Source organism: Hominenteromicrobium mulieris (assembly GCF_046197855.1).
GTDB classification, from domain to species: domain Bacteria; phylum Bacillota; class Clostridia; order Oscillospirales; family Acutalibacteraceae; genus Hominenteromicrobium; species Hominenteromicrobium mulieris.
Genome location: NZ_CP173188.1, coordinates 2,740,871 through 2,763,917, shown reverse-complemented (window position 1 = coordinate 2,763,917; position 23,047 = coordinate 2,740,871). Strand labels below are relative to the sequence as shown.

The 23,047-nt window shown below is 54.1% G+C and carries 19 protein-coding genes; 9 read left to right on the top strand and 10 right to left on the bottom strand.

The annotated features are described in order from the left end of the window. Positions 1–4: 4 nt before the first annotated feature. The gene (locus tag ACI0CA_RS13705; RefSeq protein WP_395590297.1) at positions 5–1,489 is read right to left on the bottom strand and encodes a DUF1846 domain-containing protein; all 1,485 of its coding nucleotides are present in this window, start codon (positions 1,487–1,489) and stop codon (positions 5–7) included. A gap of 313 nt (positions 1,490–1,802) precedes the next feature. Between ACI0CA_RS13705 and ACI0CA_RS13700 the strand changes: the two genes are divergently transcribed. Together ACI0CA_RS13700 and ACI0CA_RS13695 are read left to right on the top strand one after the other, a co-directional pair. Further along, on the top strand, positions 1,803–4,520 hold the full coding sequence (locus ACI0CA_RS13700) for an NYN domain-containing protein (protein ID WP_446806718.1): 2,718 nt from the start codon (positions 1,803–1,805) through the stop codon (positions 4,518–4,520). Then, complete coding sequence (locus ACI0CA_RS13695) at positions 4,517–5,134, top strand: flavodoxin family protein (protein WP_308448642.1); 618 nt, start codon at positions 4,517–4,519, stop codon at positions 5,132–5,134. The genes ACI0CA_RS13700 and ACI0CA_RS13695 overlap by 4 nt, the downstream gene beginning before the upstream one ends. Before the next feature lie 172 nt (positions 5,135–5,306). On the opposite strand, the gene ACI0CA_RS13690 is transcribed toward ACI0CA_RS13695, so the two are convergent. Then, positions 5,307–5,885 carry a hypothetical protein gene (locus ACI0CA_RS13690; RefSeq protein WP_308448643.1) on the bottom strand — a complete coding sequence of 193 codons (579 nt, stop codon included), beginning with the start codon at positions 5,883–5,885 and terminating at the stop codon, positions 5,307–5,309. A gap of 13 nt (positions 5,886–5,898) precedes the next feature. Between ACI0CA_RS13690 and ACI0CA_RS13685 the strand changes: the two genes are divergently transcribed. After that, positions 5,899–6,180 carry a hypothetical protein gene (locus ACI0CA_RS13685; protein ID WP_349201810.1) on the top strand — a complete coding sequence of 94 codons (282 nt, stop codon included), beginning with the start codon at positions 5,899–5,901 and terminating at the stop codon, positions 6,178–6,180. On the opposite strand, the gene gpmI is transcribed toward ACI0CA_RS13685, so the two are convergent. From gpmI to ACI0CA_RS13665, 4 genes are all read right to left on the bottom strand, one after another. Then, positions 6,170–7,681: a 2,3-bisphosphoglycerate-independent phosphoglycerate mutase gene (gene gpmI / locus ACI0CA_RS13680; RefSeq protein ID WP_308448644.1), complete on the bottom strand. Its 1,512-nt coding sequence runs from the start codon at positions 7,679–7,681 to the stop codon at positions 6,170–6,172. The two genes, ACI0CA_RS13685 and gpmI, sit on opposite strands and share 11 nt — an antisense overlap. A gap of 49 nt (positions 7,682–7,730) precedes the next feature. Then, on the bottom strand, positions 7,731–8,501 hold the full coding sequence (tpiA, locus tag ACI0CA_RS13675; RefSeq protein WP_176820852.1) for a triose-phosphate isomerase: 771 nt from the start codon (positions 8,499–8,501) through the stop codon (positions 7,731–7,733). A gap of 93 nt (positions 8,502–8,594) precedes the next feature. After that, positions 8,595–9,893: a phosphoglycerate kinase gene (locus ACI0CA_RS13670; RefSeq protein WP_176820851.1), complete on the bottom strand. Its 1,299-nt coding sequence runs from the start codon at positions 9,891–9,893 to the stop codon at positions 8,595–8,597. 172 nt (positions 9,894–10,065) lie between these two features. Further along, entirely contained in the window at positions 10,066–10,584 is a 519-nt protein-coding gene (locus tag ACI0CA_RS13665; RefSeq protein WP_308448646.1) for a tRNA (cytidine(34)-2'-O)-methyltransferase, read from the bottom strand. Positions 10,585–10,645: 61 nt separating this feature from the next. Here ACI0CA_RS13665 and ACI0CA_RS13660 point away from each other — a divergent pair, with 61 nt between their 5' ends. Next, positions 10,646–10,906 carry a hypothetical protein gene (locus ACI0CA_RS13660; protein ID WP_308448647.1) on the top strand — a complete coding sequence of 87 codons (261 nt, stop codon included), beginning with the start codon at positions 10,646–10,648 and terminating at the stop codon, positions 10,904–10,906. Here ACI0CA_RS13660 and ACI0CA_RS13655 read toward each other — a convergent pair whose 3' ends face one another. Together ACI0CA_RS13655 and ACI0CA_RS13650 are read right to left on the bottom strand one after the other, a co-directional pair. Beyond that, complete coding sequence (locus tag ACI0CA_RS13655) at positions 10,907–12,211, bottom strand: hypothetical protein (RefSeq protein WP_395506784.1); 1,305 nt, start codon at positions 12,209–12,211, stop codon at positions 10,907–10,909. Further along, entirely contained in the window at positions 12,211–13,908 is a 1,698-nt protein-coding gene (locus ACI0CA_RS13650) for an MORN repeat-containing protein (protein ID WP_412264144.1), read from the bottom strand. Before ACI0CA_RS13650 ends, ACI0CA_RS13655 begins: the two co-directional genes overlap by 1 nt. A gap of 199 nt (positions 13,909–14,107) precedes the next feature. Between ACI0CA_RS13650 and ACI0CA_RS13645 the strand changes: the two genes are divergently transcribed. The 5 genes from ACI0CA_RS13645 (at position 14,108) to ACI0CA_RS13625 (ending at position 20,658) form a co-directional block, all read left to right on the top strand. After that, a complete protein-coding gene (locus tag ACI0CA_RS13645; RefSeq protein ID WP_446806719.1) occupies positions 14,108–15,880 on the top strand; it encodes a sensor histidine kinase in 1,773 nt (590 codons plus the stop codon). Next, a complete protein-coding gene (locus ACI0CA_RS13640; RefSeq protein ID WP_316519523.1) occupies positions 15,877–16,662 on the top strand; it encodes a response regulator transcription factor in 786 nt (261 codons plus the stop codon). Before ACI0CA_RS13645 ends, ACI0CA_RS13640 begins: the two co-directional genes overlap by 4 nt. Before the next feature lie 327 nt (positions 16,663–16,989). Continuing rightward, positions 16,990–18,582 carry an ABC transporter substrate-binding protein gene (locus ACI0CA_RS13635; protein WP_412264139.1) on the top strand — a complete coding sequence of 531 codons (1,593 nt, stop codon included), beginning with the start codon at positions 16,990–16,992 and terminating at the stop codon, positions 18,580–18,582. Positions 18,583–18,775: 193 nt separating this feature from the next. After that, entirely contained in the window at positions 18,776–19,747 is a 972-nt protein-coding gene (locus tag ACI0CA_RS13630) for an ABC transporter permease (RefSeq protein ID WP_412264138.1), read from the top strand. A 20-nt stretch (positions 19,748–19,767) separates the two neighbouring features. Further along, on the top strand, positions 19,768–20,658 hold the full coding sequence (locus ACI0CA_RS13625) for a carbohydrate ABC transporter permease (protein ID WP_412264136.1): 891 nt from the start codon (positions 19,768–19,770) through the stop codon (positions 20,656–20,658). Positions 20,659–20,778: 120 nt separating this feature from the next. On the opposite strand, the gene ACI0CA_RS13620 is transcribed toward ACI0CA_RS13625, so the two are convergent. Together ACI0CA_RS13620 and ACI0CA_RS13615 are read right to left on the bottom strand one after the other, a co-directional pair. After that, positions 20,779–21,474: a P-II family nitrogen regulator gene (locus tag ACI0CA_RS13620; protein ID WP_308448654.1), complete on the bottom strand. Its 696-nt coding sequence runs from the start codon at positions 21,472–21,474 to the stop codon at positions 20,779–20,781. Positions 21,475–21,486: 12 nt separating this feature from the next. Continuing rightward, the gene (locus ACI0CA_RS13615) at positions 21,487–23,010 is read right to left on the bottom strand and encodes a DUF1538 domain-containing protein (protein ID WP_417100452.1); all 1,524 of its coding nucleotides are present in this window, start codon (positions 23,008–23,010) and stop codon (positions 21,487–21,489) included. Between the last annotated feature and the right edge of the window lie 37 nt (positions 23,011–23,047).

Below are 23,047 nucleotides of genomic sequence, written 5' to 3'. Positions count from 1 at the left end.
AGGATTATTTGTGGTAGAGGTTATTGTCCTCATACGTTGCTTCGCACGTCACGTTGATGCCAAGGCGTTTGAATACGCTGTCGTCTACCGAGCCGAGGATTACGCTGGAGTGCAAATCACAGCCGCTCAGCTCGTCCAGCTTCTGCATGGCGCGCATCGCGTTTTCGTCGGTCGCTGCGCTGATGGCGAGCGCCACCAACATCTCATCGGTGTGCAAGCGCGGGTTTCGGCTCTGCATGTAGTCGGTTTTCAGCGTCTGAATAGGCGCAATGACCGTCGGCGAGATGAGCTTCACCTCGTGCGGAATGCCTGCAAGCATCTTCAAAGCGTTCAGTGTCAACGCAGAGGAAGCACCCAGCAATTCCGATGTGCGCCCCGTCACAATCGTGCCGTCCGGCAGCTCTAAAGCTGCCGCAGGCTGTCCTGTCGCTTCCGCGCGCTTCAATGCTGCGAGCACGACCGGGCGGTTCTCCGGCTCCAACTTCAGCTGGCGCATCAGGTTCTCGATTTTCTGTAATTCCGCTTCGGAAGCAAGACCCTGGCGCACAAGGCACGCCGTCTTAAAGTAGCGGCGAATAATCTCCTGCTTCGAGGCTTCGCGGCACACTTCATCGTCGATGATGGACAGACCCGCCATGTTCACGCCCATGTCCGTCGGGCTCGCGTACGGGCATTCGCCGTAAATCTGCTCAAACATTGCGCGCAGCACGGGGTAGATTTCAATGTCGCGGTTGTAGTTTACAGTTGTCTCACCGTACGCCTCAAGGTGGAACGGGTCGATCATGTTCATATCATTCAGGTCAGCCGTCGCCGCTTCATAGGCAAGGTTCACCGGGTGCTTTAAGGGAAGGTTCCAAATGGGGAAGGTCTCAAACTTCGCGTAGCCCGCCTTAATGCCGCGTTTGTGCTCGTGGTAAAGCTGCGAAAGGCAGGTTGCCATTTTGCCGCTGCCCGGGCCCGGCGCCGTCACCACAACAAGGGAGCGCGTCGTCTCAATGTAGTCGTTGCGGCCGTAGCCCTCGTCGCTTACGATGAGCTTCACGTCGGAGGGGTACCCCGGAATGCGGTACTGGCGGTAGACCTTCAGCCCCAGTGTCTTCATGCGCTGCTCAAAAATCGCCGCGGAGGGCTGGTCTGCGTACTGCGTCAGCGTGATGCTGCCCACATATAAGCCGAAGCCGCGGAAAATATCAATCAAACGGATGACATCCGTGTCATACGTAATGCCAAGGTCGCTGCGGCGCTTGTTTTTCTCAATGTCGTTCGCGTTGATCGCAATGACAATCTCCGCCTGGTCTTTCAGCGCCAAAAGCATCTTGATCTTGTTGTCCGGTTCAAAGCCCGGCAGCACGCGTGAAGCGTGGAAATCGTCAAACAGCTTGCCGCCGAATTCCAGATACAGCTTGCCACCGAACTGGTCAATGCGCTCGCGAATACGCGCAGACTGCAGCTCGATATACTTCTGACTGTCAAAACCGATTTTCTTCATGGTCATTCCCCTTCCTTAATTCATACGTCTCATGCGTCCTAAAATAAGCCCCTTTAGGGTGCATTTGAAAAGCCGTAAACTTGTTTTCCGATACACCCTGAATACAGTAAAAAAGCGGGCGTTCGGTATCTGCCCGCGAAAAATCTGTTTTTAGTATAGCAAAAAACGCGTTTTTTTTCAATAGCAAATCTTGGTTTGCGCCGCCTAATTTCGACTCTCTTCCGCGCAAGATATTGTCAGTATCTTCAAAAAGTGGTATACTGTTTATTAAATCGAAGTTTAATTTTAACGGCGGTACAGGGAGACACTTTTCATGAGCGAGCAGAAGCGAAACACAACGAAAAACCAAATATGCCTTGGGCTTTTGGCGCATGTCGATGCCGGCAAGACCACACTTTCGGAAGCGATGCTGTATGAAGGCGGGCAGCTCCGCCGTCTCGGGCGCGTCGATCATCAAGACGCGTTTCTCGATACCGACGTGCAGGAGCGCGAGCGCGGCATCACCATTTTCTCAAAGCAGGCCGTTTTACCGCTCGAACATACCGAATTTACGCTGCTCGATACCCCCGGTCACGTCGATTTTTCCAGCGAAATGGAGCGCACGCTTCAGGTGCTCGATTACGCTGTGCTCGTCATCAGCGGCACAGACGGTGTGCAGAGCCACACGCGTACGCTGTGGCGGCTCTTGGAGCGCTATAACGTCCCCACGTTCCTCTTCATCAACAAAATGGATCTCGACGGCGCAGACCACGATAAAGTCTTAGCCGAGCTGCAAAAGCTCAGCACCGGTTGCGTCGATTTCACATCTCCCGAAGCGGAACGCGATGAAAACATCGCCGTTTGTGACGAAGACACGCTCGCCCATTACCTCGAAACGGGCGAAGTCGAATGTCCCGAGATTAAACGCCTCATCAAAAATCGCAAGCTTTTTCCGTGCTGGTTCGGCTCGGCTTTGAAGTTAGACGGCGTAAAAGAACTTCTAAACGGTCTTGAAATGTACACCGAAATGCCCGAATACCCTAAGGCTTTCGGCGCGAAGGTCTTCAAAATTGCACACGATAATCAGGACGCACGGCTTACGTATTTGAAGATCACAGGCGGCGCTTTGCCCGTTAAAATGGTCCTTAAAGGCGGCGCGGGCGAAAACGTATGGGCAGAAAAAGCCGACCAGCTCCGCATCTATTCCGGTGGGAAATTCCGCCTTGCGGAGGAAGTCACTGCGGGCGGCGTGTGCACCGTAACGGGCCTCACGCACACGTATCCCGGGCAGGGACTCGGTGCGGAGGAAGACACCCCCGCGCCCGTGCTTGAAAGCTTTTTGACGTATCAGGTTTTCTTGCCGGACGGCATGGAGCCGCACACCGCCGTGCGCTGTTTGCGCGTTTTGGAGGAAGAAGACCCCCAGCTTCATGTCGTGTGGAACGAGCAATTACACGAAATTCACGTGCAGATTATGGGCGCGGTGCAGCTTGAAGTTTTGCAGCGCGTCTTAAAAGAGCGCTTTAAAATGGAGGTCACGTTCGGCACCGGCAGCATTGTCTACCGCGAGACGATCGAAGAACCCGTCGAAGGCATGGGGCATTTTGAGCCCCTGCGCCATTACGCCGAGGTGCACCTGCTCTTAGAGCCCGGCGAGCGCGGCAGCGGTATGCGTTTCGGCACCGTGTGCAGCATGGATGTGCTTGACCGCAACTGGCAGAATCTCATTTTAACGCACCTTGAGGAGCGCAGCTACCCCGGCGTGCTGACCGGCTCGCCCATCACGGATATGAAGATCACGCTTCTCATCGGCCGTGCGCATTTAAAGCACACCGAGGGCGGCGATTTCCGTCAGGCCACCTATCGCGCCGTGCGCCACGGCTTATTACAGGCGAAAAGCGTGCTTTTAGAGCCGTGGTACGATTTCCGATTAGAGGTTCCGCAGTCGCAGGTCGGCCGCGCCATTTCGGACATGCAGCGCCTTTGCGCGGAGTTCGAGCCGCCGCAGACCGAGGGTGAAAACGCCGTCATCACGGGCTTTGCGCCCGTCTCCGAAATGCAGGGTTACACCTTGGAGGTCGCATCGTACACGCGCGGGCTTGGCAGCCTTATTTGTATGCCGAAGGGCTACTTGCCGTGCCATAATGCCGAAGAGGTCATCGAGCATATCGGCTACGATGCCGAGCATGATTTGGAGAACACCGGCGATTCCGTCTTCTGTTCGCACGGCTCCGGCTTCGTTGTGCCGTGGCGCGAGGCGGCTTCCCACATGCACCTCGAAAGTGGATGGAAGCCCGAAAAGCCGGGAACAAAATCTGCCGAAACCGAAGCTCCCGTGCGCGCCGCCGCACAGCTGCCGCCTGTGTTCGACGATGAGCTGCGCGCCATTTTTGAGCGCACCTACGGCCCTATCCGACGCCGCGATATGCAGCCGCAAAACGCCGTCCGCGCCGCAGAAAGCAGCGGAAAAGGGGAATGGAAGGTGCCGGAAAAGGTCTTCGAGCCTGAGTATCTCCTCATCGACGGCTACAATATTCTCTTTGCGTGGGACGATTTAAATAAGGTCGCCGAAAAGGACATCGACACCGCTCGACAGATTTTAATGGATAAAATCTGCAATTATCAGAGCTTCAGCCGCAGCACGTGCATCCTCGTTTTCGATGCCTATCGCGTCCCGCGTGACGTGGAGGACGTTATCCGCTACCACAACATTTCCGTTGTGTTCACAAAGCAGGCGGAAACGGCAGATACCTACATTGAGCGCGCCACGTTTGAGATCAGCAAAAAGCACCGTGTGCGCGTCGCCACGTCCGACGGCGCAGAGCAGATGATCGTACTCGGTCACGGCGCGCGTCGTGTTACGGCCTCCGAATTCAAGGTGGAGGTCGATGAAGCGAACAAGCGCATGCGCGAGGTCATCGCCGATTGGAACGAAAAAGAAAGCGCCCGCCACGCGCATAAGCCTTTCAAAAATTTAACGGATCAAACGCAGAGTAATCTGCGTGCGTATACAGAAAACAACAAAACACAAAGAAAGGAAAATGGAAAATGAAAGTCTTACTCTTAAACGGAAGCCCGAAGGCGAACGGCAATACTGCTGTTGCCCTGCATGAAATGGTGGATATTTTCAACAAAGAAGGTATCGAAACGGAAGTTATTCATGTCGGCAACAAAGACATCCGAGGATGTGTGGCATGCGGGCAATGTTCTAAGCTGGGGCACTGCGTTTTTAACGATCTTGTCAACGAAGTTGCGACGAAATTTGCGGAAGCGGACGGTCTTGTCGTCGGCAGTCCGGTGTATTATGCCTCCGCAAACGCAACACTTGTCGCGCTTTTGACGCGCCTGTTTTACAGCACTCCGTTCGATAAAACGATGAAAGTCGGCGCCGCCGTTGTGGCTGCCCGCCGCGGCGGCCTTTCCGCCACGTTCGACGAACTCAACAAATTCTTTACGATCTCCGGCATGCCCGTCGCGTCCAGTCAGTATTGGAACAGCATTCACGGCCTCGCACTAGGCGAGGCGAAAGAGGATTTGGAGGGTCTACAAACCATGCGCACCTTGGCGAGAAATATGACTTTTTTGATGAAGAGCATTGCGCTCGGTAAGGAAAAATTTGGCCTGCCGGAAACGGAACAGCGCATCGCAACGAACTTTATTCGGTAAAAAATACGGCTAAAGCAGCAAAGAAGCACAGTTAAGCGACAAAGAGCATCTTTGCTGATTTTTCAATATCTTCTATTAAAAATATCAATTTATCCGCAAAATGGCAAAAATCTCCCATGGCAAAAAGCCAAGGGAGATTTTGTTTATAGATCAACTTCTAATATATTTAAGTTTATTTCCACTCGCCTGTTCCGGCTTCGACGTAGCGGGACTTCTCAAAGACGGAGATCATCAAGGTCGGATCGGTCGTGCCGAGATCGGAATATGTAAGCCCCAGCGCCGTGCCACTGCTTTTATCCTGCCACTCGAGATATTGAGTGCCGGTACCGTTGTCGTCTTGAACGGCAGGTGCGCCGAAGGTTTCGGTGAAGCGTTTGCTTGCGGCTTCAAAATGCTCTTCTGCCGTGCCGCGCGCAAGCTGTTCGTGGAACGTCACCGAAAACAGCTTGTCGTTTTCGTCAAACTGCGCATCAAATTTGCCGGAGCAGCCTGCGGACTGCACGATGTCCTCCGACAAATAATTCGTATATGCGAAAGGCGCTGTCGCGGGGCTTTCGCTGACCATTGTCAGCTTAGAGCCGATAGCGGATTCAAGCTCCGTCGTGTCGATGCCGAACGGCGCAGTGGAATACGCATAGCCGGTCTTGGAATCGAATCGGAAAGCGTCTGTCTCTTTCACGGTTGTCTTAGACGAACAGCCGACAAACGTGAGCATCAAAACAAGGGACAAAACCAATGCGAGCTTTTTCATAAAACGACCTCCTATGATGATGTTAGGATTTGTGGCTACGCTGACGGATACGGCGGTGCAAATGAATTTGTGTTATGAATTGAGCTTGAACTTTTTGCTGAAAAATATCACCTGTGCATATGTTTTTTTGGTAATATATTACACTTGCATGATATCATGTATAGGAGGGTTTGTCAATATATATTTAAAAATTGTTAGAAAAAAAATAGAACAAAAAATCTCCCTCTGTGCCGAAACACAAAGGGAGACTGTTTATAATGCTTTGATTTTAGAGCAAGATCGAATTAGAGAATGATGCTCTTGCCTGTCATTTCTTCCGGCTGCGGCAGATCCATGATCTTCAGCATGGTGGGTGCGATGTCCGCGAGAACGCCGCCCTCACGCAGCTTGCACGGATAACCGACAACGCAGAACGGAACCGGGTTTGTGGTGTGTGCGGTAAACGGTTCACCGTCATCATCAACCATCTTGTCTGCATTGCCGTGGTCGGCGGTGATGAGCAGCACGCCGCCCATCTCGTCGATGGCTGCTGCGACCTTGCCGACGCAGGTATCGACAGCCTCAACGGCAGCCTTTGCAGCCTCGAACACGCCGGTGTGGCCGACCATGTCGCAGTTTGCAAAGTTCAGAATGATCATATCGTACTTGCCGGACTTGACGGCCTCAACCATCTTATCCGTGACTTCGTAAGCGCTCATTTCCGGCTGGAGGTCATACGTTGCGACCTTCGGGGACTTGACGAGGATGCGGTCCTCACCCGGATACTGCTTCTCGACGCCGCCGTTGAAGAAGAATGTGACATGCGCATACTTCTCGGTTTCGGCAATGCGGAGCTGCTTGAGGCCCTTATCGGAGACGTACTCGCCGAGGGTGTTTTTAAGGCTCTGCGGCTTGAATGCGATCTCAACGTTCGGCATCGTGGCGTCATACTGCGTCATGCAGACGTAGGTGAGCGGGAAGAAGCCATTCTTGCGGGTGAAGCCGGAGAAATCCGGGTCTACGAATGTACGGGTGATCTCTCTTGCGCGGTCCGGGCGGAAGTTGAAGAACACGACGGAATCGCCGGATGCGACCGGAGCGCCGCCCTTGATGACGCACGGCACGACGAACTCGTCCGTGACTTCATTTTCATAGGATTTCGATACAGCGCAAACCGGGCACGCGAACTCTTCGCCTTCGCGGCAAACCATGGCGTTGTAAGCCTTTTCTACGCGCTCCCAGCGGTTGTCGCGGTCCATCGCATAGTAACGGCCCATGACCGTTGCGACCTTGCCGACACCGATTTCCTTCATCTTCTCCATGAGCTCCTTGACGAAGTCCTTGCCGGAGGAAGGCGGAACATCGCGGCCGTCGAGCAGGGCGTGAACATAGACGTTTTCAACGCCCATCTTTTTTGCCATTTCCAGCAGACCGTAGAGGTGCTGGTTGTGGCTGTGCACGCCGCCGTTGGAAAGCAGGCCGATGAGGTGCAGCGCGGTGCCGTTTTCTTTTGCGTTATTCATGGCGTGTACGAGCGCTTCGTTCTCAAAGAAAGAACCGTCCTGTACCGCCTTCGTGATGCGGGTAAGCTCCTGATAAACGATGCGGCCTGCGCCGATGTTGGTGTGGCCGACTTCGCTGTTGCCCATCTGGCCGTCCGGCAGACCGACGTCCATGCCGGAAGCGCCGATCTTTGTAATCGGGTTTTCAGAGAACAGCTTATCGAGGTTCGGTCTCTTAGCGGCGGCAATCGCGTTGCCCTCCGTTTTAGCAATTCCGAAACCGTCCAGAATCATGAGTACAACAGGTCTTTTCATAGTGGAGATGCCTTTCCTTTCAACTGGAAAAAATCTTTCGGTGGAAAAATCAGCCCTTGGTGGCTGCGTCTACGATGGCTGCGAAGTCGTTCGGCTTCAGGGAAGCGCCGCCGATGAGGCCGCCGTCAACGTCCGGCTGTGCAAGAAGCTCAGCTGCGTTGCCTGCGTTCATGGAGCCGCCGTACTGAACGGTGATGCCTTCTGCAGCCTTTTCGCCGTAGAGGGACTTGACGGTCGCACGAATGACAGCGCAAACTTCGTTTGCCTGCTCTGCCGTGGCGGTCTTGCCGGTGCCGATGGCCCAAACCGGCTCGTAAGCGATGATGATGCGCTTAAGCTCTTCTTCGGTTACGCCGCCGAGTGCGATCTTTGTCTGCATGGCAACGAGCTCATCGGTGATGCCCTGCTCGCGCTGCTCGAGGTACTCGCCTACGCAAACGATGACGGTGAGGCCTGCGTCAAGCGCAGCTCTTGTTCTCTTCTGAACCGTAACGTCGGTATCGCCGAAGTAGGTTCTTCTCTCGCTGTGGCCGGTGATGACGTACTCAACGCCGCAAGCCTTCAGCATTTCTGCGGAAATCTCGCCGGTGAAAGCGCCGCTGACCGCCCAGTGGCAGTTCTCTGCGCCGATCTTGATGTTGGTGCCCTTAGCCGCCTCAATAGCGGTTGCGATGTCTACATACGGCACGCAAGCGACAACGTCGCAGCCTGCGTCCTTAACGAGCGGAGCAATGGCGGTGATGAGTTCCTTTGCCTCCGCAGGGGTTTTGTTCATTTTCCAGTTGCCGGCGATAACAGCCTTTCTAACAGCCTTGTTCATGATTTTCTATTCCTTTCCGTCGGTTAAAAACCGTTTTTATTGAGACAACAATACGGGAGCAGAGGCAAGCTCCGCTCCCGTTCATGCTTTTAATTATTTCTCGTTGAGGCAAGCAATGCCGGGGAGCTCAAGACCCTCGAGGAATTCGAGAGAAGCGCCGCCGCCCGTGGAGATGTGCGTCATCTTATCCGCGAAGCCGAGCTTCTCAACAGCCGCAGCGGAGTCGCCGCCGCCGATAATGGAGATCGCGTTGCTGTCTGCAACTGCCTTTGCAACCGCGATGGTGCCGTTTGCGAAGTTTTCCCACTCGGAAACGCCCATCGGGCCGTTCCAAACAACGGTGCCTGCGTTCTTCACGGCGTTTGCGAACAGCTCGCGGCTCTTCGGGCCGATATCCAGACCCATCCAGCCTTCCGGAATGTCGTCGGAATCGACGATCTTCCACTCGGAGTCTGCACTGTACTCGGTTGCAACAACGTTATCGACCGGGATGAGGAAGTTGATGCCCTTAGCCTTCGCCTTGTCCATCATTTCCTTAGCGAGCTCAACCTTGTCGTCCTCGCAGATAGAGGTGCCGATCTCGTGACCGAGAGCCTTGAAGAAGGTGTAAGCCATGCCGCCGCCGATGATGAGCGTGTCGACCTTTTCAATCAGGTTGTTGATGACGCCGATCTTATCGGAAACCTTAGCGCCGCCGAGGATTGCAACGAACGGACGCTTCGGGTTCTCGAGCGCGCCGCCCATGATGGAAATTTCCTTCTGGATGAGGTAGCCGCAGACAGCCGGGAGGTAATCTGCAACGCCTGCTGTGGAAGCATGTGCACGGTGTGCGGTGCCGAATGCATCGTTGACATAGATCTCAGCCATGGAAGCGAGTGCCTTAGCGAAATCCGGGTCGTTCTTGGTCTCTTCTGCGTGGAAGCGAACATTCTCGAGCATGAGGACTTCGCCGTCCTTCAGAGCTGCAGCCTTAGCCTTAGCGTCCGGACCTACAACGTCTTTTGCCATGATGACTTCCTTGCCGAGGAGCTTGGAAAGCTCTGCTGCGACAGGCGCCAGGGAGAACTTCTTCACGTCGCCCTTAGCAGCTTCGAGTGCCTTAGCGGTCGCTTCGGCCTGCTCTGCCTCCGGCATAGCGTCGATCTTCTTCTTCTCCTTCTTGTCGAGCTTTACAACGTCGTTGAAGATGTTGTGCGGGCGACCCATGTGGGAGCAGAGGATGACCTTTGCGTTGTGGTCTACGAGATACTTAATGGTGGGCAGCGCACCGACGATGCGCTTTGTGTCCGTGATGACACCGTCCTTCATCGGGACATTGAAATCGCAGCGGACAAGAACGTGCTTACCGGCAACGTCGATGTCTTCTACGGTTTTCTTGTTGAGGTAGTTCATTTTCGTACACTCCTTTAAGAAATATATTGAGTTACGGTTATACGTTTGGTTGGCGGACAACACCGCCTACAGAATTTATTTTATACCAAACGGAAGATGATTTCAAGAGATAACGCGCAAATTGCACACTTTTTAGCGCAAATTTTTCATTTTTGCGATTTTGTACGGGTTTTTATTTCGCACCGTTCGCGTCTGCCGCGTCCCAGTCGTAGCCGCGCAGGCGACCGGCTTCGGAGAGCGCGGGAAAATCCCACTGGCGCAGGACTTCGTAAACGCCGATGGCGATGCTGTTGGAGAGGTTTAGGCTGCGCGCTTCCGAAATCATGGGGATGCGCACGCAGCGGTCTTTGTTTTTGAAAAGCAGATCTTCCGGCAGTCCGGCTGTCTCTTTGCCGAAGAAGAGGTAGCAATTATCGGGATAGTGTATATCCGTGTGCTTATGGACGGATTTTGTGGAGAAAAAGAAAAATTCGCCGCTGTTTTTTGCAAAAAATTCGTCGAGCGAGTCATAATAGGTGATGTCGAGCAAATGCCAGTAATCGAGACCGGCGCGCTTTAGCTTTTTGTCGTCGATCTTAAAGCCCATGGGGCCCACAAGGTGCAGTCTTGCGCCCGTGGCGGCGCAGGTGCGCGCGACGTTGCCGGCGTTTTGGGGGATCTCCGGCTCGACCATAACGATATTCAAAATCATTGCTGTCAAAGTCCTTTCGGGAAGAATGATGTATGTTTTTGTAAAAAGGGGGAAACTAAACGTGACGGCTGTTTTGTATGTTTTAAAAGCCGCAATCTGGATCTGGAGGTTGGATGCCATGTATAAGCAGAGCATGAACGTTGTGAAGGGCGTGGGTCTCGGCATTGCCGCAGGCGCTGCCGTGGCTGCCGTTTCGTCCGCGATGATGAACGGCGGGAAGAAATCCGCCAAGGCGCGCACAAAAGAGATGCGCCGCAGCACCGCCAAGGCCGTGCACACGGTGGGGCAGCTCATTGACGGCGTAGAGAACATGTTGAAGTAACTACCCGCGGTCGCAGTGGCAGCCCAAAACGCCGCTGTGGCCGAATACATAGATATTGCATGACGTGCGGCGCTCGCCGGCGGCTGCGGCGCATTTGAGCGTCAGGGAGCCGGAAGCGGGCTGCTCGTAGCACCGTTGCAGCCGGTTGCAGCATCCGCCCGCGATGTCGCGCCAGCGGCATGCCCCGGCGTTTGTGCAGTGCTTGATGCACTCCATATCGATGTAGCGCTGGGAAATTTCGCCGCCCGCGTGGTAATCACCGTTGGAGATGAGCAGGTGCGCAACGGCGAGGTCGCCGATAACGTTTGAAAAGTGGCTTTCTGTGCCGTGGTGCGGCGCTTTGACGATATAGTAGCCGTCAAACAGCTTCCCGGAGATGCGGCGCAGCACTTCATCGGACACGTCGCCGGTCATTAGAATATCGAGGTTCGACGGGCCGCGGCTTCGGCGGTTGTGAAAGACGAGGGAGAGGTCGTTCTGCGTTTCGGTGTAGACGTTGCGCACGACGGATTGATTTAAAATGTCCTGAATATCCGGCGCGGCGGGGGAATGGGCGAGGTTGCTGCGCATATCCTCCATGCGGCCTAAGAGGTCGCGGAGAGAATCAAGCAGGATGCGCCGTCTGCCGGGCGTGGCGCGGTCGGACGGCGCGAAGGCCGTTTGACACTGCATGTAGAGCCTAACGAACGCATCCTTCGTCTCCAAAAACTCCGTTTCGCGCCCGGTGTGAAACGGGGAAGAGAGGCAGATGTTGAGGTTTTCGACGGCTTCCGTCAGGATGGCATCGAACGGGAAGGGCTCGTTACGCGCGGGGGAGAGCACCTCGTAAAACGCGCCGTCAAATGTGAAGATGTCGCCGCCGCCGAGCGTGAAAATGCGGTCTGCGCCGACAGAATCATTGAGCGCGTCGAAAATACGCAGGCAAGTGGTGTTCACCTGCGCGAAGTCACTTTGCGGAACGGCGAAAAAATGCGCGAACACGGCGAACTCCAAAACGGGATTTACGCCGCGCTTATCACACGGGAGGGCGGGGAGGTATACGCGGTCAAAGTAGCCGGGATCCTTTTTGACTTGCTTTAAAAAGCCGCTCATGTGGTCGCGGTGGTAGTGCGTGAGCAGAAACTGGCGCTGGGAGGCGGGCGCATAGCGGCTGAAAATTTCGTTAAAACGGCGGTCAATCTCCTCTTCACCGCGGCGGGCGTAGCGGCTGACGGAGCCGCAATCCACCATTAAAATCTGCCGGTTTTGCCCAACGAGGACGGTGCAGTCGCCGTATTCCACGTCGTGCAGTTCAACGCGGTCCATTACGCTTTGTCCTCGTTCTGCACGTGGCGGTACAAAATGCCGTTTTCATAGCGGTCATCTTTCCACTCGCCGGTGTAGACGACATTGCCGTTTTTGTCGAACGCTGTGCCGTGACCCTGCCGTTTACCGTTCTGCCAGCCACCGGAATAAATTAAATTGCCGTCTGCATCGAACAGGGTAGCTTGACCCGCTTTTTCGTTGTTTTCATATTTTTCGACGAACACGCAGTGCGTTTCGGGGTCGACGGAGACACCTGCGCCCTGCTTTTGGCCGTCGATGATTTGGCCGTTGTAAATTAAATCTCCGTTTTTATTGAAAATCGTTGCCATGCCTTGCGGCTTACCGTTTTGCCAGTGGGAAATGTGCAGCGCGTGGTCGCTTTCGCGGAACGAAACGCCGAAGCCTTCGCGCTGATCGTCTTTGAAGTCGCCGATGTAGGAGACGGCGCCGCTGCGGTAGTGGTGCACGCCGAACCCCTCGCGCAGGTCGTTTTTGTACTCGCCTTCATAGAGCGTGATGCCGTTGTTGTTCACGGTGCGGCCGAAGCCCTCGCGTTTGCCGTCTTCGGAAAGGTCGCCTGTGTAACGGAGCGGCGCGCCGCCTCTGATGAGCGTGATGCCGGTTTCGGGGTCGTCCTCTTTTTCAGCTTCCTTTGCAGGCAGGAGCTTATCAAGCAAAGTACGTGCCTGCCGGAGCTCTTCCGGCGTGATGTCGGGGGCGCGGTCTGTATTTGGCGTTTCTTCGGGAGCAGGTTCTTCCGGGGCTTCTTCGGGTTCTTCTGCGGGAGTGTCCTCAATGAGGGATTCTTCGACTTCTTTCGTCTCGGGTTCTGTTTCGGGCTGCGGCTCGGCTTCGGGTGCTTCGGAAGCAGCTTCTTCGAGAACGGGTTCCTCTTCGGTAGGTTCTGCGGCTTTTTCGGCGGGGTCGCTCAGGAAATCGACAAGTGCGGGTTCGGTGAGGTTTTCGAAAACGGGCAGCTCGGGCTCCGGCTCGGTCGTTTCGGGCACGTCGCCGTCCTTGATCTCCCAACCCATGGAGAGCATGACGGAGGCGTTTTTATTCTGCTTCAGAAATTTGATGCGGCGCTGCTGCTCTTCACGCGGGCAGTAGGCGTATTCGCCGCGCTCATCGGCGACGAGCAGAAGGCGGTCGCCGAACTGGGCGTTTTGCAAACTCTGCTCGGCGGTTTGGAATGCATACGGCACGGGGAACAGCACGGTTTCTTTCGTTTTGCCGGTAGAATCGTTATAATCGAAGCGGATGACGGCGTCGCGGTGGTCGTCCGGCTTAAAGGTAATGCGCGCGCGGCGGTCATCATCGGGAGAGAAATACTCCGTGCGCATCCACTGCATTTCACCGTCGTAGTACACGCGGGCGCGCAATGCGCCGTAGGCGTTATAAAACGCGATGCCGCGCTGACCGCCGTTTGTGAATGCGGCTTCGAGCGTATTTTTGCCTGCGCGTTTTTTCCATTTTATAGTGCGGCGGGAGAGCTTGCCGTGCACCTCGCCGGAAAGCCCGTCGAAAATGCCGCGGGCGCGGATATGTACGGTTTTGCCGGAGCCGAAATAGCTGCGGCGCGCTTCATAAAGAGCATCGTGAAACGAAGACAGCGTATCGAGCCCGGTGTAGCACACGGTGTAGACCTTACGGTTCACAAGGCTGGCGCTGAGAGAAGTGGCGTTATGTTCCGTCATCTGAACGACCTTTCTGCGGAAAACGTGCTTGTTTCCCGTCTTTTCCGTTGATATAGCTTCAGTATACCACGAAAGGGCGCTTATTTCAATCTTGCGCGTACACGGTTCTTTTGGATTTTGACTTGCGAAATGCTTTAAAATCTGCTATGATATTGTATCATCATTCTATACTATATTATAGATGAAAGGATCGCGCGGCATGAAAAGTTCGAAGAAAGAAGTCTCGTTCAGGCGAAAACTGATGACGGCTGTATTGAGCGTCACGCTGCCGCTGATCGCGCTGCTTTTATTCAGTAACCTGTATTCCACGCAGGCATTTAACAGGAAAATTGCGGATTCCAACATGCGCACGATGGATTACCGGGTAGGGCGCATGGAGGAGCAGCTTGATTCTGTGAACGATTTTCTCACCGGGCTGACGGTGAGCGACGATTACCGCACGCTTTCGGGCGGTGAGAAAAACCCCTTAAAGGCGTATCTTGCAAGCTATACGCTCATTACGCAGTTGAAAACGGCGCTGCCGGCATACGGTGATGTGGGCGCGTTTTTCATTTACAGCGTGCCGAGCGATGCCGAGCGCGATATTTTTGACGATTCTATCCCCTATGCGCAAAAGGAGCGGCTGCGCGCTTTTGTGCGTGACGCGGCGGAGAACAACACGTATTCGTACAATATGCAGTGGCGGCACGCGGAAATCGGCGGCAAGGCATATTTATTCCGTTTTTACGGCGGGCGCGGCACGTACCTTGTGGCGATGGTGCCGTTGGCGGCGCTGGCGGACGTGCGCTACACGCAGATTGACACCGACGCGGTGATGTTGTTTTCCGATAAAAATAACGAGCCGCTGACCTCTGTCGATTTTGTGGAGGATAACGGGATCGATTTGAACGGCGACTATGAGAGCTACTTTATTTCGGGCGGAAAGCAGCGGTATATGATCGTGGGCCGTGATTTGGCGGGTACGGATTGCAGGGCAATCCTTGCCGTAAACGAAAGCGGGTATTTCGGCTCGCTCGATGGCTTGCAGGCGGCGCTGCTTGTACTCTCTTTGCTGGCGCTGGTGCTGATTCCGGTCATTCAGTGGCGGCTGACGAACTCCATCTCGAAGCCGGTAGAGGGGCTGCGCAGTGTTATGGAGCATATCCGTGCCGGCGATTTGGGGGCGAAGGCTGAGGGCAAGACGAACATACGCGAATTCAATGAGGTGAACGAGACGTTCAACACAATGATGACGCAGATTAAAGACCTCAAGATCGAATCTTATGAGCACGAGATTGAGACGCAGAAAGCGGAGCTGCGTTACATGCAGCTTCAGATTCGCCCGCATTTCTTTTTAAATTGCCTCAAAAGCTTATATGCGTTGGCTGAAGCGGGCAAATATGACCGCATACAGAAGATGATTTTGGAGATTTCGAAGCACATTCGGTACATTTTTACGGACAGCATGGAGCTTGTGCCGCTTTCGCGCGAATTAGACCACATTGAAAATTACATCGAGATGCAGCAGGGATCTTCGCAGTACCCGCCGGTGTGCCGGTTTGATATTGATTCGCATTTGAAGGAGCTGCCGATCCCGCCGCTTTCTTTGCAGAGCTTTGTGGAAAACTGCGTGAAGCATGTGTACTCGCCGGATTATGTTTTGGAAATCGAAGTGAAGGCGGCGGTGCTGCGCAGCGGCGCGGACACGTTTGCCGACCTGACGGTGACGGACAACGGCGGCGGCTTCCCCGAGGACGTGATTGCGGAGATTAACGAGCCGGACAGCCCGCTGTACGCGCAGAACCACGTGGGCATCAACAATGTGAAAAAGCGCTTGCAGCTGATTTACGGTGACCGCGCTTTATATGCGTTCTTTAATCGGGATATGGGCGAACGCATGGGCAGTGTATCTGAAATTTTGATTCCGATAGATCGCGAGATGCTGAATGTGGCGGAGGACGAGCCGGACGGAGAGGAGGCTTTCAACGGATGAACGTATTGATCGTAGATGACCAGCCGGAAGTTGTGGAGAGCATGGTGACCGGTGTAAACTGGAAAGAAATACCCGTGGAACAGGTGTTTACGGCGTACAGCGTGAAGGAAGCGCAAAGCGTTTTTGAACGCGAGCGCATAGATGTGCTGCTGTGCGACATTGAAATGCCGCCGACGAATGGCTTTGCTTTGCTGCGTTGGGCGCAGGAGCGGTTTTCCGGCGTGGTGTGTATTTTCCTTTCTGCGCACGCGGAATTTGAATATGCGCAGGAGGCTGTGAAGCTGGGCAGCTTTGACTATATTTTGCAGCCTGCGCCGTATGCGGAGATTGAGGCGGCGGTGGAGCGCGCGGCCGGAAAAGTGCGCGAAGCGGAAAACCAGAGACGGTACAACGCTTATGCGAAGTACCGCGGCGAGGATGACAGTGCGGAGAAGGAGCCGGACAAGACGGAGCAGACGCCGATACAACGCGCGATGACGTATATCCGGCGGAACATCGACAAAGATTTGAGCCGCGCGGAGATCGCGGACGCGATTTATTTAAACCCGGAGTACCTTTCCCGCTTATTTAAAAAGGAAACGGGCGCCTCTTTAAATGATTATATTGTGACGGAGAAGATGCGCGCGGCACAGTCTTTGCTGAGTGACACGAATATTCCGGTGAGCCTGATTGCGACGAAGGTGGGGTACTCGAATTTCTCGTATTTTTCGCAGGTTTTTAAAAAATACACAGGCATGTCACCGGTGGAATACCGTGCGGCAAAGCGGCGGTCTAAGCTGTAAAGCGCGTTTTATTTCGGTAAATTGTTGTAAAACTGTCACAAAATGTAAAATCCGTGTAAACGGGTGAAAGACAGAGAGCGTATCTTGCATTTGAAAGAGGGACACCCATGTGGGTTTTCCTCTTTTTTTATCGATATAGAGTATCGATATGCAGGATTGTAAAGGACATCCTGCAAAGTCTTCACAAATATGTCACATTTTGAATAGGAGATGTCACGAAATTTGCAGAAAAGGTGCGGATTTTCTGTTACTATATATGTGTAATTTGACCGCGAAGGCTAAAAATAAATTTATCGCAGGTCGAAAAGTATGAAAGGAAGTAAGAAAATGGCAAAGAGACTTGTAGCAATGCTCATGGCAGCAGCGCTGACCCTCTCCCTGGCAGCTTGCGGCAACGGCGGTTCTTCCGGCTCCACCGCAGACTCCAGCACATCTTCCGAATCTTCCGCTTCTGACAGCGCTGCGGCTGATAGCAGCGATGCCTCTTCCGAAGCAGAAGATCTGAAAGAGTCCGAACTCGTAACCCTCAACATCGTGACGATGGCAGGCGGTAAAGAAGAATCCGGTATCGCACAGGTTGAGGAAGCAATGGACAAGATCCTCGAAGAGAAGTTCAACGTGAACGTTAAACTTTCCTTCCTCCCGTTCAGCAGCTATGCTGACCAGATCTCCCTGATGCTTTCCTCCGGCGAAGGCGTTGACCTTCTCCCGGTTTACATGGTCAACTACACGGCTTGCGCTGATTCCGGTCAGCTCTATCCGATGGATGATCTCATCGAGAAGTACGGCCAGGGCATCATTGAGCAGCTCGGTTGGGACAACATCAACTGCGGTCGCGTAGGCGGCGAGCTGTTCGGCCTCACGGAGGGTCGTGATCTTGCAGCTTCCTATGGCTTTGCGTACAGACTGGACCTTGCCGAGAAGTATAACCTCGACATGGATTCCGTTAAGACCCTCGAAGACCTCCACGATGTTCTCGTTACCATTAAGGAAAACGAAGAGAACTGCTGGCCGGTAGCTATTTCCGCCGGCGAAAACATCCGTGCCTGGGGTTGGGACTCTCTGGGCGACGAGATGGTTAACCTCGGTGTTCTCCCCGACATGGCTACGGACACCACCGTTGTGAACCTCTACGAGACTGAGCAGTACAAGAACCTCGTTACCACGATGTACAACTGGATGCAGGAAGGCCTCATTCAGGCTGACGCCGTGAACACCACCGAGACTGCAACCACTCTGATGGATGCAGGCACTGGATTCGGTACCTTCACTAACCTGAAGCCGTACTATGCAGAAGAGAACAACGCGAACCTCAAGAACCCGATCGGCACGGTTGAGCTGGTTCCGGCACTGGCTACCACCGACCGTGTTACCATGGGTCTGTGGTCCATCGCAGGCAGCTGCGAGCATCCGGAAGCTGCTATGAAGACTCTGAACGAGCTTTACAGCAACCCGGAGCTGAGCAACCTCTACATGTACGGTATTGAGGGCGTTCACTACGAAGTAATCGAGAAAGGCGCTGTTACGAACGGTCAGGACAGAATCAACTATCCGGACGGCCTTGATGCAACGACCACCACTTACAGAAAGTCCGGTACTTGGCTGATGCCGAACCAGTTCATCGGCGACATCTGGGGCACCGATCTCCCGGCTGATTACTGGGATGTAACGAAGAAATTCAACGAAGAGTCTCAGAAGTCCGCAGCATTCGGCTTCACCTTCGACGCAACCAAGGTTGCGAACGAGATCACCGCTTGCACGAACGTTGTTAACAAGTACCACAAGGCACTCGGTTGCGGCGCTCTTGACCCGGAGACGACTCTCCCGCAGTTCAACTCTGAGCTGAAGGATGCCGGCATCGATGCGATCATCGCAGAGAAGCAGGCACAGCTCGACGCTTGGCTGGCTGAGCAGAAGTAATTTACTTCACAATTAGACTTAAAGAAGCTGGAGCGAGATTCGTTTCAGCTTCCTTGTGAAAATCCGTGTCTTTTTCCCGAGAGGGAAAAGGGCATGGGCGTGTACAGAGAGATGACCCTTCTGTACATGCCCATGTTCTTTTGGAGAATTTCAACGGAGCAGGACGAAAACAGATTGAAAGGGGTTTCTAATTATGCCGAATAAATCTGCCGCACTGGAAAAAGAAATGAAAGTGCGCTCGGCAAAACCGAATAAGTGGCTGCGCTTTTACCGCTGCATCCCGCTGTATCTGATGTTCCTTCCGGGCGCCCTGTATCTGCTCATGGATAAGTATATCCCGATGAGCGGTCTGATCATCGCCTTCAAGAAGGTCAACTGGCGTAAGGGCATCCTTGCAAGTGACTGGGTGGGTTTCAGCAACTTCACCTACCTTTTTAAAACGAAGGACGCTTTCAACATTACGCGCAACACACTGCTTTATAACCTGTGCTTTATCGTGCTGGGCACCGTGATTGCCATTACAATCGCGATTCTCTTAAACGAGATTACGAGCAAGTTGTTCAAGCAGGTGTACCAGACCATCATTCTGATGCCGTACCTGATCTCCATCGTTGTGGTCAGCTATCTGGTGTTCGCAATGCTGAGCTCTGAATCCGGCTTTATCAACAACACGATCTTTAAGGCACTTGGCGTTAAGCCGATTTCCTGGTATACAGAGCCGAAGTACTGGCCGTTCATTTTGGTCATCGTACATATCTGGAAGGTGTTCGGCTACGACTGCATCCTCTATTATGCAACGCTCGTCGGCATTGACCACGGCTACTATGAGGCGGCGGTCATCGACGGCGCAAACCGCTGGCAGCAAATCGTTCACGTTACGCTGCCGAGCCTTCTGCCCACCATCATCACGCTGACACTGATGTCTATCGGCAAGATTTTCTATTCCGATTTCGGTCTGTTCTATCAGGTGCCGATGGATTCCGGCCCGCTGCTCGACATTACGAGCACGATTGATACGTACGTTTACCGCGCACTCATCACGCTGAACGATTACGGCAGATCTTCCGCAGCAGGCGTTTACCAGAGCGTTGTCGGCTTTATACTGGTCCTGTGCGCGAACCTTGCCGTTAAGAAAATCGGCGGCGAAGAAAACGCACTGTTCTAAGGAAGGGAGAGAGAAACACCATGGTCGAAAAAAACAAAGGGTTTCAGGTCGGCGCACACATTGCGATGGTTATCCTTTCCCTGTGCTGCATCTTCCCGTTCCTTCTGCTCATTATGTCCTCCATTACGGACGAGCAGGAATTGATCCGCAACGGCTACACGCTGTTCCCGAAGGCACTAAGTCTGAATGCTTACCAGTACATGTTTAAGAGCAGCAACAAGATTATCTCCGCGTACGGCATCACAATCCTCTCCACAGTTGTGGGTACGCTGTGCGGCCTTTCCATGACGATCCTCATGGCTTACCCGCTGTCCCGCCGCGACCTACCGGGCCGCAACGGTCTTGCGTTCTACGTGTTCTTCACGATGCTGTTCTCCGGCGGTCTTGTGCCGACGTACATCATGTACACCCGTTACATCAAGGTGAGCAACACGATTTGGGCGCTCATCATTCCGTCCCTTATGGTCAACGCGTTCTACGTGATCATGATGCGCACGTACTTCTCCACGAACATTCCGGAAGCTGTTATTGAAGCGGCGCGCATTGACGGTGCGGGCGAGTTCAGAATCCTGCTGACGATCGTTCTGCCGATGAGCATTCCGATGGTTGCAACGATGACACTGCTTATCGGTCTTTCCTACTGGAACGATTGGAAAAACGGTCTTTACTATCTCCAGCAGAACAAGAGCCTTTACAGTATACAGGTTCTTTTGAATGACATGCTGCGAGACGTGCAGGCGCTGAAGAGCGGTATGGACGCTGCGGCTGCAGCTGAGATTACGGCGAACATGCCGAGCACGGGCATCAAGATGGCAATCGCCGTTGTCGGTGTTCTGCCGGTGCTCGTTGTTTATCCGTTCTTCCAGAAGTACTTCGTCAAGGGCATCACGATCGGCGCTGTTAAGGGCTGATTTGATCAATCAGATATTCTCTTTGCCAACATAATAATAGAATGACAAAAATCACCTTCGCGGATTTCCTCCGGCGAGGGTGATTTTGTTATGTGCAGATATTTTGTTACGGTCGTTGTTTTATGTGTTTTCTTCGTTTAAGTCCTGTAATCTAAGGCCGGCAGTGCCGGTGACGGGCAGGGAAAAGACGATGGCTTTCGCTTTGGTCTCAAGCCCGGCTTCCTGCATAATGGCAGTCATGACGTTGTTTTTATCCGCGTGCTTTACGACGATGAGCACAAGCTCTTTTTCGCTGGCGAGGGAAACGCCGAGGAACTTTTCCGCGCCCTCCATGCCGGTGCCTTTTGCGTGGATGACGGTGCCGCCGCCTGCGTTTTCGCGGCGCGCTGCGGCCATAATCTGCTCGGTATAGCCCTGGTTTGCGATGACGACCAGAAGCTCGTATTTGGTATCTTTCAAGACGCTTTCCTCTCCTTTCTGAAACGGCTGACCGTTCGTTAAAAACTCCAGCTGACGTTTGCCGCCGATACTGCTGAGCGGCATGGTGAACGCGATGCCGGTGCCGGGAATATCGATGAGCATGATGGTCTGCAGCCCCTTTTGCACGGCACTCCAGACCTTGCCGGTGACAACGGAAAGCAGCACGGCTTTTTGCGTGGCTTCAAGTCCGAAATCGTTTAGAATTTCGGACGCGGCGGTGCCTTTGCCGAGCGTGCTGAGCACGACCTCGATCCCATAGGTTTTATAAAATGACAGAAATTTCTGGCTTTGGTTGCGGTCTGTAATGGTAATCATCCAGTATAAATTGTCGCCCATAAACGCCCTCCTTTACAGTTCGATGATCGCGTTTTCGTCCATATCGGCGAATGCGGCGGGTGCGGCGGTCTCCGTTTTACGGCGCTGCATGAGCTTTGCCGCGAGGCCCATGACCTGAATGGTGATGAGCGGCGTCATGGCGACCATGGCAACGACACCGAAGGCATCTGTGACCATATTACCGCCGACGGCTGTGCACGCGCCCTGTGCGAGGGGAAGCAGAAACGCCGCAGTCATGGGGCCGGAAGCGACGCCGCCGGAGTCAAACGCGATGGCGGTGTAGATCTTCGGGACAAAAAACGAGATGATGAGCGCGAGCGCATAGCCCGGGATGAGGAACCACAAAATCGAAATGCCGGTGAGGACGCGGATCATGGCGAGCCCGAGCGAGATGGACACGCCGACGGAAAGCCCGATGCCCATGGCCTTGGCGGAGATGGCGCCGTCTGTGATCTCCTCGACCTGACGATTGAGAACGTACACGGCGGGCTCTGCGCGAACAATGAAATAGCCCATGACCATAGCGACGGGAATGACGACAGCGGAGTATTTATAGGAAGCTAACTGCTGCCCGAGGTAATGACCGGCGGGCATGAAGCCGACATTTGCACCGGTAAGAAACAGCACAAGGCCGATGTATGTATAAACGAGGCCCATGCCGATCTGGAATAATTTGCGCTTAGAAAGCCGCAAAACAAGAAACTGCGCCGCAAGGAAAAAGAGAATGATCGGCAGGAGAGAGACGGCAATCTCGATGAGGTAGGTCGGGATACCGGTGCGGAACAGCTCAAAAAGCTCCGAGGAATCCTGCATTTCGGGCAGGATGGGCGGCGTGTAGGTGCTTTCATTCGGATTATAGATGATGCCGAGGATCATGACGGCCAAAATGGGGCCGATGGACGAGAGCGCAACGAGGCCGAAGCTGTCGTCTGCCGCATGGCGGTCGCTGCGGATGGCCGAGATGCCGACGCCGAGCGCCATGATGAACGGCACGGTCATGGGGCCGGTCGTCACGCCGCCGGAATCGAACGCGACGGCGAGAAATTCCGGCGGGACAAAGAACGCCAGAAGGAATACGACGGCGTAGCATCCGACAAGCAACGGCGGCAGCGCGATAGAAAACAGCATGCGCAGAAGCGACACGACGAGAAACACGCCGACACCGCATGCGACGGATAGAATGAGAATTAAATTCGGCACGGACGGCACCTGCGATGCGAGCACCTGTAAGTCCGGCTCCGAGACCGTGATGATAAAGCCGAGCAAAAACGAAAGCGTGATAACGGCACCGAGCTTTTTCGTTTTTGTCATGGCGGTACCGATGCGCTCGCCCATGGGGGTCATGGCGGTCTCTGCGCCGGTGGTGAAGAACATCATGCCGACCAAAATGAGCACTGCGCCCATTAAAAAGCACAGCAGAACGCTTGGCGAGAGCGGCGCAATGGTGAACGAGAGCGCCAGCACGATGGTGATGATGGGAAGGACAGCCTGAAGCGCTTCCTTCCATTTTTCAGAGAGGATTTGTCTTAACTTCAATCGATGCCTCACGACCTTTCTTATGTGTTGTGGGGTG

Excerpts from the sequence above, each read along its gene's own strand:
- ACI0CA_RS13705 (WP_395590297.1), bottom strand. The coding sequence starts at position 1,489 with ATGAAGAAAATCGGTTTTGACAGTCAGAAGTATATCGAGCTGCAGTCT.
- ACI0CA_RS13700 (WP_446806718.1), top strand. The coding sequence starts at position 1,803 with ATGAGCGAGCAGAAGCGAAACACAACGAAAAACCAAATATGCCTTGGG.
- ACI0CA_RS13695 (WP_308448642.1), top strand. The coding sequence starts at position 4,517 with ATGAAAGTCTTACTCTTAAACGGAAGCCCGAAGGCGAACGGCAATACT.
- ACI0CA_RS13690 (WP_308448643.1), bottom strand. The coding sequence starts at position 5,885 with ATGAAAAAGCTCGCATTGGTTTTGTCCCTTGTTTTGATGCTCACGTTT.
- ACI0CA_RS13685 (WP_349201810.1), top strand. The coding sequence starts at position 5,899 with ATGATGATGTTAGGATTTGTGGCTACGCTGACGGATACGGCGGTGCAA.
- gpmI (WP_308448644.1), bottom strand. The coding sequence starts at position 7,681 with ATGAAAAGACCTGTTGTACTCATGATTCTGGACGGTTTCGGAATTGCT.
- tpiA (WP_176820852.1), bottom strand. The coding sequence starts at position 8,501 with ATGAACAAGGCTGTTAGAAAGGCTGTTATCGCCGGCAACTGGAAAATG.
- ACI0CA_RS13670 (WP_176820851.1), bottom strand. The coding sequence starts at position 9,893 with ATGAACTACCTCAACAAGAAAACCGTAGAAGACATCGACGTTGCCGGT.
- ACI0CA_RS13665 (WP_308448646.1), bottom strand. The coding sequence starts at position 10,584 with ATGATTTTGAATATCGTTATGGTCGAGCCGGAGATCCCCCAAAACGCC.
- ACI0CA_RS13655 (WP_395506784.1), bottom strand. The coding sequence starts at position 12,211 with ATGGACCGCGTTGAACTGCACGACGTGGAATACGGCGACTGCACCGTC.
- ACI0CA_RS13650 (WP_412264144.1), bottom strand. The coding sequence starts at position 13,908 with ATGACGGAACATAACGCCACTTCTCTCAGCGCCAGCCTTGTGAACCGT.
- ACI0CA_RS13645 (WP_446806719.1), top strand. The coding sequence starts at position 14,108 with ATGAAAAGTTCGAAGAAAGAAGTCTCGTTCAGGCGAAAACTGATGACG.
- ACI0CA_RS13640 (WP_316519523.1), top strand. The coding sequence starts at position 15,877 with ATGAACGTATTGATCGTAGATGACCAGCCGGAAGTTGTGGAGAGCATG.
- ACI0CA_RS13635 (WP_412264139.1), top strand. The coding sequence starts at position 16,990 with ATGGCAAAGAGACTTGTAGCAATGCTCATGGCAGCAGCGCTGACCCTC.
- ACI0CA_RS13630 (WP_412264138.1), top strand. The coding sequence starts at position 18,776 with ATGCCGAATAAATCTGCCGCACTGGAAAAAGAAATGAAAGTGCGCTCG.
- ACI0CA_RS13625 (WP_412264136.1), top strand. The coding sequence starts at position 19,768 with ATGGTCGAAAAAAACAAAGGGTTTCAGGTCGGCGCACACATTGCGATG.
- ACI0CA_RS13620 (WP_308448654.1), bottom strand. The coding sequence starts at position 21,474 with ATGGGCGACAATTTATACTGGATGATTACCATTACAGACCGCAACCAA.